The sequence below is a fragment of the Psychrobacter sp. JCM 18902 genome (assembly GCF_904846615.1).
Classification (GTDB): Bacteria; Pseudomonadota; Gammaproteobacteria; order Pseudomonadales; family Moraxellaceae; genus Psychrobacter.
This window is the reverse complement of the sequence record NZ_CAJHBK010000003.1, coordinates 17,241-27,920: the sequence shown is the minus strand read 5'-3', so window position 1 is coordinate 27,920 and position 10,680 is coordinate 17,241. Positions and strand designations below refer to the sequence as shown.

11 protein-coding genes are annotated in these 10,680 nt (G+C 43.0%); 7 read left to right on the top strand and 4 right to left on the bottom strand.

All coding sequences use genetic code 11. From position 1 onward, the window contains the following. Positions 1-9: 9 nt before the first annotated feature. Positions 10-657 carry a signal peptidase II gene (gene lspA / locus JMY05_RS13745; protein ID WP_083475780.1) on the top strand — a complete coding sequence of 216 codons (648 nt, stop codon included), beginning with the start codon at positions 10-12 and terminating at the stop codon, positions 655-657. Between the two features lie 160 nt (positions 658-817). Here the strand turns inward: lspA and JMY05_RS13740 are convergent, their stop codons facing one another. Then, entirely contained in the window at positions 818-1,429 is a 612-nt protein-coding gene (locus JMY05_RS13740) for a glutathione S-transferase family protein (RefSeq protein ID WP_045443660.1), read from the bottom strand. 216 nt (positions 1,430-1,645) lie between these two features. Then, on the bottom strand, positions 1,646-2,317 hold the full coding sequence (locus JMY05_RS13735) for a DUF1294 domain-containing protein (protein ID WP_201615433.1): 672 nt from the start codon (positions 2,315-2,317) through the stop codon (positions 1,646-1,648). Between the two features lie 148 nt (positions 2,318-2,465). On the opposite strand from JMY05_RS13735, the gene JMY05_RS13730 reads away from it, so the two are divergent. Together JMY05_RS13730 and JMY05_RS13725 are read left to right on the top strand one after the other, a co-directional pair. Further along, positions 2,466-2,963: an FKBP-type peptidyl-prolyl cis-trans isomerase gene (locus JMY05_RS13730; RefSeq protein WP_201615432.1), complete on the top strand. Its 498-nt coding sequence runs from the start codon at positions 2,466-2,468 to the stop codon at positions 2,961-2,963. 49 nt (positions 2,964-3,012) lie between these two features. Continuing rightward, the gene (locus tag JMY05_RS13725; protein ID WP_045443654.1) at positions 3,013-4,053 is read left to right on the top strand and encodes an aldo/keto reductase; all 1,041 of its coding nucleotides are present in this window, start codon (positions 3,013-3,015) and stop codon (positions 4,051-4,053) included. Between the two features lie 169 nt (positions 4,054-4,222). On the opposite strand, the gene JMY05_RS13720 is transcribed toward JMY05_RS13725, so the two are convergent. Then, a complete protein-coding gene (locus JMY05_RS13720; protein WP_109591016.1) occupies positions 4,223-5,023 on the bottom strand; it encodes a lysophospholipid acyltransferase family protein in 801 nt (266 codons plus the stop codon). 304 nt (positions 5,024-5,327) lie between these two features. Between JMY05_RS13720 and hflX the strand changes: the two genes are divergently transcribed. The 4 genes from hflX to JMY05_RS13700 all read left to right on the top strand — a co-directional run bounded on the left by hflX (position 5,328) and on the right by JMY05_RS13700 (position 9,554). Beyond that, the gene (gene hflX, locus JMY05_RS13715) at positions 5,328-6,791 is read left to right on the top strand and encodes a ribosome rescue GTPase HflX (protein ID WP_201615431.1); all 1,464 of its coding nucleotides are present in this window, start codon (positions 5,328-5,330) and stop codon (positions 6,789-6,791) included. A 385-nt stretch (positions 6,792-7,176) separates the two neighbouring features. Then, positions 7,177-7,611 (top strand): hypothetical protein, encoded by a 435-nt coding sequence (locus tag JMY05_RS13710; RefSeq protein ID WP_045443651.1) that lies wholly within the window; start codon positions 7,177-7,179, stop codon positions 7,609-7,611. 22 nt (positions 7,612-7,633) lie between these two features. After that, positions 7,634-8,323 (top strand): LrgB family protein, encoded by a 690-nt coding sequence (locus JMY05_RS13705; RefSeq protein WP_045443648.1) that lies wholly within the window; start codon positions 7,634-7,636, stop codon positions 8,321-8,323. 406 nt (positions 8,324-8,729) lie between these two features. Then, positions 8,730-9,554, top strand: a complete 825-nt coding sequence (locus tag JMY05_RS13700) for a lytic transglycosylase domain-containing protein (RefSeq protein WP_045443853.1) — start codon at positions 8,730-8,732, stop codon at positions 9,552-9,554. A gap of 211 nt (positions 9,555-9,765) precedes the next feature. On the opposite strand, the gene tsf is transcribed toward JMY05_RS13700, so the two are convergent. Then, on the bottom strand, positions 9,766-10,650 hold the full coding sequence (gene tsf, locus JMY05_RS13695; RefSeq protein WP_045443645.1) for a translation elongation factor Ts: 885 nt from the start codon (positions 10,648-10,650) through the stop codon (positions 9,766-9,768). Positions 10,651-10,680 lie beyond the last annotated feature (30 nt).

The window sequence follows — 10,680 nt, the reverse complement described above, 5'->3', positions numbered from 1 at the left end:
TGCGCCACTATGCCTAACCATACGCCTAACTCAACAGAATCATCAGACAACAAGCCGCCATATGGTGAAGTCGATAAATCACCTGAGCCAGCTCATGCAACTACAGGCAGCTCAACGACACCGAAAAGTCGTTTGAATAAGACGCCAAAAATGATTGCGAATGGCCGTCGTGCGTTTACGTGGTATCTCCTATCGTTGGTCGTGCTAATCATCGATCAATGGACGAAGTGGCTAGCTGAAACTAAGCTGACTTTTCATGAGCCAGTGCCTGTGATTGAGCCTTTTCTGAATTGGACATTGGCATACAACTATGGTGCGGCATTTAGCTTTTTGGCAGATGCCGGTGGTTGGCAGAAGTGGTTTTTTTCGGGATTGGCATTGATAATGTCGCTATTTTTAATTGGCTACCTGATAAAAGCCCCGCGCCAAGCCAAGCTACTATCGACAGGTCTAGCGCTAGTGCTCGGCGGTGCGGTTGGCAATCTCATTGACCGCTTGCTACATGGTCACGTCATCGACTTTATCCATGTACACAACGCTGATGTCTGGCATTACCCTATCTTTAATATTGCGGATATGGGCATTAGTATCGGTGTGGCGTTGATTGTCATTGATATGCTGTTTTTAGAAAAAAAGCGTGAAATGCCGCGGTCATAATTTTAAATCGCATTATTAATACAGTTAGATTTATAAATAAAAAAGGTGGGTTACGCAGTCGTAACCCACCTTTTTTATTCATCATTTTTTTCTGATAAAGGCTATTGGCATAGAGTATTGCGCTTATACGCCACTCTCAACAGCTTACATTCATGATTGATTATCTCTTAGGAAACTTCTCACGCTTCGATAATTTTTTAAGATAATCTTGAACCTGCTCAGGCAACTCAACGCCCAGCATCTTTAACCATGAAAACAAATGCTGATAATAAATGTCTGCTAGCGTGAAGCTGTCCCCCGCTATATACTCCTGCTCATCTACCCAAGCATAAGCAATCGGTAGGGCTTTTTGGATACACTTCATGCAGTTGTTAGCGGTGCGCTCAGGCCAGTTTTCATAATTGTCTAATACTTTGATTTTGGTGAGTATCCATAGATAACTCTCAATCTCGATCATGCCAAATGAAATCACTTGGTGAAGTTTATAGTTTTTCTCAGCGAAGTTCTCATCTGCTGTATTTGGTGTCAAAGGTTTGTCAGGGTGTAACTCATTGAGATACTCAATAATAGCCAACGACTCAGTAAAGTGTTTGCCTTCATGTGTGATGGTAGGGATTTTACCAAAGGGGTTAACGGCTAAAAACTCAGGACTTCGCTGCTCTCCTTTTTTGCCATCTATTTCTTTGGTCTCATATTCTAAGCCCAGCTCCTGCAATGCCCAAATGACCGTTTCAGCGCGACTTGGATGGGTATATTTGTATAAAGTAATCACTTGCGTTCGCCTTTTATTATTAATGAAATCCATTTAAGGTTTATTCTGAAAAATCGTGCTTATTGCGTACAATTCATCATACTCGCACAAAATACCAATCCACGGCAACCAGCCATTCAAGATATAAAACTTTGATGTTTCATCAGCTGTTTATTTTAGACCTAAGCATTAAACATCAAAACTGCACCGCTCACTATGATAAATAAACAAGTGCTTTTATACCAAAGAATCAAGTAATCCTTGCAAAAACTTCAAGCTTCCTCCTGTCAATATAAACAATAACCCCGCCATATTGATGAGAACAGTCAAATAATACGCCACTCGAAATTCAGGCTTTTGCGACTTGTGGCGTAAATACGTTTGCGCAACCATCGCGCCCACCCAACCGCCCAGCGCACTTAGCAGATGCAAGGTTGATTCAGGTGTGCGCCAATCATTATTCTGAGCAGCGGCTTTGTCTTTGGCATACATCATATAAGTAATGAGACCCAAAGCCACATACCAAGCCACAACCAGCCAGCTGAGCTTGTTCATGGCAGCCAACAAGATTAATACACCATAAAAGCCCACACCAAGGAACAAACGTTTCTTTTGTCCTGCTTCAAAGTCTGCTTGCATGCTACGTTTGTGATTACGCTGACGGATTTTCTGATTTTTTTGTGCCATTTTTTGCTGCACAAAGCTCAGTTCTTGCACATCCTTTGCTTGCATACGCCCTTGATTGTCTTGCCCAAACGTAAAAACAACGGACTCACCGACCTCAGGGCGACGACGCGCTTTAAACTCATTGATATGAAAGAATATTGAATCACCATTCTGTGTTTCGATAAAACCAAAGCCTTTGTCGTCTTGCCACTTTTTAATGTGACCTTGTTGTTTATTTACCATAAAAACCCCCGCCTGCTCTTAGAATTGCCAAATATATTACACTATTTGCGTTACACTATTTACGCTTACATACTCTCCAAGATGGCTTATCATTTCTTATATTATTTGCCAAACCAATTCCTAATCCCGTAATAAATGGCTGTTGACTATGACCGACTCACAATTTATCAATCCCAATGAAGACACCCGTATCACTTTTGGTAGCCTTGTAAAGCTGCACTTTGAAGTATCACTAGAGAACGGTACGATGATTGATTCTACCTTTAGCCGTGATGCGCCTGTGACGCTCACCATTGGTGATGAAAGTTTATTACCTGGCTTTGAGCAGGTATTAATGAACCTGCGCGCAGGTGACACGCGCTCTGCCCACCTTGAGCCGGAGCAGGCATTTGGTGATTGGAATCCTGACAACATCCAACATTTCAGCCGTACTCAGTTTGCGTTGATCGCTGATAATCCAGAAATCGGCATGATGGTAGAGTTCGAAGACAAAGGCAAAAACACGCTGCCGGGTACGATTAGTGCACTCGATGACGATCAAGTCGAAGTGGATTTTAACCATCCCCTTGCCGGACAATCCCTGTTATTTAAAGTAAAAATCTTTAAGGTTACCCCGCCTGGTGTCACTGGTATAAAGCTCATGTAATCGCTTAAAAACTGTCAGCTATAAAAATACATTTACAAAGGACATTCATATGCAATATCAAATGTTGCCACAACTCAATGAAAAAGTTTCTAAGATTTGTTTAGGCACGATGACATGGGGACAGCAAAATACCGAGATACAAGCACATGAACAAATGGACATGGCGCTAAGCGAAGGGGTGAATTTTTGGGATACGGCGGAAATGTATCCATCGCCGCCAGATAAAGACAAGCAAGGCGATACTGAACGCTTCATGGGTACATGGTTTAATAAAACCAAACAGCGCAATAAAGTCATTCTTGCTAGCAAAATATCGCCGATGGATTTTTTGCGTGATGGGCAAACGCGTTTTAATGCAGAACATATTAGCAGCGCCATCGATGGCAATCTTCAGCGTTTGCAGACTGATTATATTGATATTTACCAGCTCCATTGGCCTGAACGCCAAGCAAATTTTTTTAGTCAGCTTGGCTATACCGAAGAGATGGCATCGCAACCATTAGATGATTTGACACCATTTCTAGAGACCATTCAAGCGTTAAATGATGAGATTAAAAAAGGGCGTATTCGCGCTTATGGACTATCGAACGATACCGCTTGGGGTCTGATGCGTTATTTATGGGAAGCAGATAAAAATGGTTTAATCGCGCCAATCACAGTGCAAAACCCTTATAGTTTGCTAAATCGCGTATATGAAGTTGGCATGGCAGAGATTGCTCATCGTGAAAATGTCGGTTTACTTGCCTACTCGCCGCTTGGCTTTGGGGTATTGTCTGGTAAATATCTTGACGGTAAACGTCCAGCGGGTGCGCGTCTGACGATGTATGATCGCTTTGCGCGCTATACCAATGAACAAGCGCTATCAGCCACTGCTCAATACGCCAAAATAGCAGAAGATGCAGGTTTAGATATGGCACAGATGGCACTAGCTTTTGTTAACTCACGCTCATTTGTCACCAGTAACATTATTGGCGCTACTACGATCGAGCAGCTAAAATCCAACATCGATAGTATCCATTTAACCTTAAGCTCAGAAGTATTAGAAGCGATTGAAGCGGTGCATACACAGCATCCCAATCCATCACCCTAATTTTAGCTTGAGGTGACACCATGGTCTGATGAGAACCCGACTTTAGCGCATTGAGGCTATCGTATTTTAATCGACAAAAAAAAGGCGCAAATCGCAGTTATAAACTGAGCGATTTGCGCCTTTTTTATTAGAGCATGTTAAATATTCGCAACTATTATGCTGTCACCGCTTAAACTTTAGCGACTTTCGTTAAGACTCGCGAATGTAATTCGGCCAAACCTTCTTGCATACGGGCTTGTAACAAGTCAGTGAGCTCACTTTTGCTCAGCCCTTTGGGATCTATTGGCTCAAGTGGCAATACATAGGCGGTCACATCTTTAGTATCGAGTACCTTTTTTATGCTCTCTTTCATCGTAAGCTTGCCATAGTAAGGCAACTCTTCACTTAACGTGCCGTCTTTATTGACATAAGCAATCACTAGCGGGCGTACGGGCACGTCAGCATCTATGGCAGCTTGTAGCAACGTGCCATGAATACGTTTGATTTTTTTGCCATCGGTGGTGGTCGCCTCAGGAAAGAATATGACCGAGAAACCTTTGGTCAAAAAACTGGCAATTTGGGCGGCGACCGACCCTGCATCACCGGAACCACGCTCAATAAATACCGTGCCTGCTGCATGAGCCAGCTTACCAAATACAGGCCATTCACCGATTTCAGCTTTGGATAAGAAAAAAGCGGGACTCAGTGTCCCAACCACAGGGATATCCATCCATGACACATGATTGGATACCCATAATCCGTGGTGCTGCTCTACCCGCTCGACTGCCACAACCTTGACGCCAAAAGAGCCTGCCATTTTGCGGCAAAAGGCTTGAATATAGCGCGGCAATTTTTCGCGTGGTGGCTGCTTAAATGCCCCAATACGTTGGGCGGCGCGCAATCCACCAGCGATAGTGGTAGTCATGCCAGCAATTTGTTTGCCGCGCCCCAACTGTTGTCTGAGTGAGAAGCCTGACTTAGATTGGCTCATCTGTGTCCCTCGTGGTTAAAAACTTATGATTATATATCGTAAACAAGCGCCATGAGTATAACAAAATTTATTCAGTCAGTGACGATTTGTTCACTGAGTTGCTTTTTATTCAACCAGTTCTGCTGCGTTCACTGATTTGTCTATGGCTTTCATTTACGCTGTAACATAAAACCATCGTTAATTGTGCTATAACGCTTTAATATTAATTGATGAGACCACATATATATGGTCATATGAACGCTATATCGACGTTTACTGAATGGATAATAGCGATATATTTACTTTATTAAATAGGTGATACTCTTTGGATTATTTTGAAAGACACGAAGGTGGCGAGCGCGCCATTATAGTACATTTAGACATCCGTCAAATTCAAGATCCTGATGATCTAGGTGAATTTGAGCTGTTAGCAGACTCAGCAGGGGCTGATCGTTTGGCTTTAGTCACAGGCTCACGCCAAAGACCCGACGCCAGATACTTCGTTGGTAGCGGTAAAGCAGAAGAAATAGCAGAATTGGTACGCGAACATGATGCGGATATCGTCTTATTTAACCATAGCTTATCGCCATCACAAGAGCGTAATATTGAAGCCTTGGTTAAATGTCGCGTACTGGATCGTACGGGTTTGATATTGGACATTTTCGCGCAGCGTGCCCGTACTTATGAAGGCAAGCTACAAGTAGAGCTGGCGCAGCTCAACCATTTATCGACGCGTTTGGTACGAGGTTGGACGCATTTGGAGCGTCAAAAAGGTGGTATTGGTCTACGTGGACCCGGCGAAACCCAGCTTGAGACCGATCGTCGATTGCTACAAGTGCGCGTGAATCAGCTTAAAAGCAGAATCGAGAAAGTCAGACAGACACGTGCGCAAGGTCGAGCCCGTCGCCAAAAATCAGATGTGCCGACGATTTCGCTTGTCGGTTATACCAACGCTGGTAAATCGACACTATTTAACCGCTTAGTCGACGAAAATATTTATGCAGCGGATAAATTATTTGCCACGCTAGATCCCACTTTACGCCGTTTAGACTGGCAGGGTGTTGGTCGTGTTGTTTTGGTCGATACGGTAGGTTTTGTCCGTCATCTGCCGCATGAGTTGGTCGAATCCTTTCATGCGACATTAGAAGAAACCTTGGAAGCAGATTTATTGCTACACGTCATCGATTCTTCTAGTGAAGATATGTATGAGCAAATTCAAGCGGTCAAAGACGTATTAGCGGAGATTGACAATGATGTACCAGTGCTCAATGTCTACAACAAAATTGATTTGACAGATGAGCCTGCACATATTGGTTATGCTAGCGAAGGACAACCCAATCGCGTCTATGTTTCTTCTAGAGAAAACCTAGGTATGGAAGCGTTGTCGTTAGCCGTCCAGCAGCTACTGACTGGCACACTCACCACCTTTGAGTTGACCTTACCTTATCATGCAGGTCAGTTAAAAAACGCCTTATATGAGCTGGGTGTTATTCAGGAAGAGAGCTACGATGACAGCGGGCATGAGTGTTTAACGATTCGCTTGCCAAGCGATACGCTAAGACAGCTACTGGGTCAGGCCAATTTAGAGCCTTTAGATGTATTGCCATTAGCACAAGCCACATTATTGATGCCAGTACTTGAAGACTTCGAAAAGCCTGACGAGGTTGAAGAGCCGACGATGACCGAGTCAGAAGAAAAAGCATTTGATGAGTTTGATGCGCTCAATTCTGAAGCCGCTAAGTCAGAGGAATTAGCAGTAGAAGCGGAAACTCCTGACTCAAAGATATAAATGACTGAATCTGTAAAATAGCTTTATAAAAGACAAAAGGATGATATCCATTGATATCATCCTTTTTTTGGCACATAGCATTAAATTTTATAGGTTACCCGATCACGAAAACGCGCTACCATAGCCTATGTCTTTTAAAGTGAACACAAGGTAGCCTGGCGCAAATGATACACTCATTATAGTAAGCGAGCTTAACGCTGTTGCTATTTATAATCGCACTGACGATATGCTATAAGCTTTATTAGTTTGCCTACTCTCTATATAATCATCGGCTATAGGTTCAACCAATATTAATATCATTGATATATAGAACACACTTATTAGAGTGCGGTTACCTATTTTGTGGCTCCTATCCTATCTATTTCTAAATCGGCCAGTATTTCTTATGAAATCTACTCACTCCGCCCATTTGCCGCTATGGCTTGCCTTAGTCCTGACACTCACGATGGTCATCGTGGTTCGTGAATCAGCCGTTATCATCTGTCAATTAGCAGGAATAGAAAAGGCTGCCAACATCGTTGGATTGGTCGCCATGTTCTTTATTTTGATGGCATGGCGATTACTTAAAGGGTTGCCCAGTTGGCTCACCCAAGCCAGTAATACTTTATTGGTGGATAGCGGTTTTGCTTTTTTGCCCGTGTCTGCAGGTGCAGGTTTACTGCTATTCGCTTTAGGTGATGAGCTTTGGGGCGTTATGCTGACGATGATTATTAGCACACTCATACCGCTTTGGGGACTTGCCATACTTGCCAACCGTTCGCTCAATCACGATGTTAGCATCGATAGCACCACCGTTGAAGAGCACAAAGGACAGCTATGAGCTGCATGAACAAGGAAATCCAATGACTTTTGATAACGCGTTTGTGGCAACCTTTACGGCGATATTATTAACGCTAATCGCCCATGTGACCGCTCGTGTACTGGCACGTAAGCTCTCATGGCTGCCGATGGTGATTACGGCGTTGGCGCTTGTTCTCTTATTTTTGTTTATCCTACAATGGGATTACAACGATTATTACGATGTTGCCAAGCCTGTATTTGATCACCTATTGGGATATGTCACCGTACTGTTGGCAGTACCATTAGCAGCAATGAACTTTAAAGGTCTGCCAGTCAAAAAGCTTACTCTCATAGTTATCCTTGCAAGTGTGGTTGGTGCATTGCTACCGATGTCATTGGCTTATTTATTTGCATTAAGTCACGACACCATACTCGCTTTCGCAACGCGTTCAGTGACCACCCCAATCGGTCTGAGTGTCGCAGATTTAATCAAAGCACCACTAGCCATGGCGAACTTAATTATTATTGTCTCAGGGCTTATCGGTGGTACTTTGGCGCGCTTTTTATTTCGCGGTATCGATGATGACCGTGCCAAGGGCTTAGCACTTGGATTGGCAGCGCATGCTTTTGGTACCGTCGAAGCATGGCAAATTAGCCACACTGCTGGGCGTTATGCGGCATTTGGATTGGCAGTAAATGGGCTGGTCACCGCCGTTTGGGTGCCTATTTTTATCAGTGCACTTTCTATATAACCCTGTTCACAGCACTTTTCAGTGCTCTAAACAGCTTTTATTTCTCATGATTCATTCATTGCCACAGCCAGAATATTCACGTACCACATACGCCTAAAAATAATAAAGCCAATACTCAATCAACGTACTCAAAAACGGTAGTGTGTTGATTTTTTTACAAATTAAAAATGACTTTTATACTTTGTGCTGATAATCGTATGCGTCGAAAAGTTATTATATGTTATAGTAAGCAACTATTATTTTTTGTATCCAATGCGAGTGGTTTCTAGTTAGACGTGGTTTTTGCTAGGGTGCTATATCGTTTACAGCGATAAAATCCTACCAGCACGATAACCGCTTAAATGCGCAGAACGACGCGCCTATAGGCAAAGCAATTTGCTATTACTCGATGAAAAGTGATAACCCTATGATAAATGTTACAACCTTAGTGACTCGCTGCTTGTCTCCTGTTTTATTGACCGCTGTCGCCTTATCCAGCCTATCTCTATCTGTTGCTGCTCAAGCAGGTAATATGTATATTTACAAAGACAAAGGCGGACAAGTCTTACTCACTAACGTCAATCCAAGTGGTAATTTTGACAAATTTACTAAAAAGGTAAAAGTCACTTACTACAAAGATTCTAAAATGTATGACGGTAGTAGTGACAATAGCAGCAGTAATTACGGTAGTAGCTCTGCCAGCAGTAGCGGAAGCCGCAACTCATACGACAGTTATATTCGCGCCTCAGCTCAGCGTCATGGCGTAGATCCTGGGCTTATAAAAGCAATGATGCATAGCGAATCCGCCTTTAACCCGAATGCACGCTCACCTGTCGGTGCGCAAGGTCTCATGCAGCTAATGCCAGCGACTGCGCGACGCTTTAAAGTCAGCAACCCTTGGAACCCTGCAGATAATATCGAAGGCTCTGCTAAATATATTGCATGGCTGATGAAGCGTTTTAATAACAACGTAGAATTTGCGGTTGCGGGCTACAATGCGGGTGAAGGTAACGTTGATAAATATAACGGCATCCCGCCTTTTAAAGAAACCCGTAACTATGTCAAAAATGTCATGAGCCGTTACCATAGCTTGTATAAAAACGACTCAGGGCTATCAGGCAGCACCATGAACGCTAGCAATCAAATCGCCAATCCTAGTCTCAGTAGCGGCTTACAAAACGTCAGCTATGGTACCAGCAGTAATAGCAATAGTGCCAGCTATGCCAACTCAGCATATGATGCGCTACGCTAAAATGAAGACTATATGAACCGTTGAATCCAAACGTAAAAAAGCCCGTTAATTATATTAACGGGCTTTTTTGTGCTAAGAGATTTTATCTATTAATTCATAATCTATCTTGTCATATTTTTTGAGTTCGATACAAGATTAACAATAAAGCTCATCGGTGAATGCCAGACCTAAAAGCTTAGCACTCACCATTCTTCTTAGCAAAATTTAAAAATTACTTGTTAGCCAGTGCTTGTGTTGCAGCAACTTCAGCAGCGAAATCTTCTTGCTTTTTCTCAATGCCTTCACCAACTTCTAGACGTTTGAAAGCAAGTACTTTTACGCCTTCAGCTTTTAGTACATCACCAACTTTTTTCTCGTTGTCCATAACATATGGCTGACGCAATAAAGTCACTTCTTCTAGATACTTACGTAGGCCACCTTCGATCATTTTTTCAACGATGTTATCAGGCTTGCCAGACTCACGAGCTTTTGCTTCGATGATGTCTTTTTCGCGTGCTAATAAATCAGCATCTACACTTTCGTCATCAACCGCAACTGGGTTAAATGCAGCGATATGCATGGCAAGGTTTTTGCCAGTATCTGCGTTGCCGCCTTCAAAAGATACCACAACACCGATACGTAGACCATGACGGTATGAAGCAAGGTTGCTACCTTCTAATACTTCAACGCGGCGTACTTGGATGTTTTCGCCGATTTTTTGTACCAAAGATACACGAGCTTCTTCAACAGTCTGACCATTGCCATATGGCAATTCAGCGATAGCAGCTACGTCAGTCACATTGTTTTCTAATGCAATGTTCGCTACTGCTTCTGCAAATGCCGTAAAGTTTTCGTCTTTTGCAACGAAGTCAGTTTGGCAGTTTACTTCTAACAAGAATGCTTTGTTGTCGCCTTGAGCGATGATGATAGCGCCATCAGCTGCAATGTTCCCCGCTTTTTTAGCTGCTTTGGCTTGACCAGATTTACGTAGGTTATCAATGGCAGTTTCTACATCGCCGTTTGACTCTTCTAACGCTTTTTTACATTCCATCATGCCAAGACCAGTACGGTCACGCAATTCTTTTACCATTTTGGCAGATACTTTTACTTCTGACATAAGAGTTACCTTTTATTATGTATGGGAGTG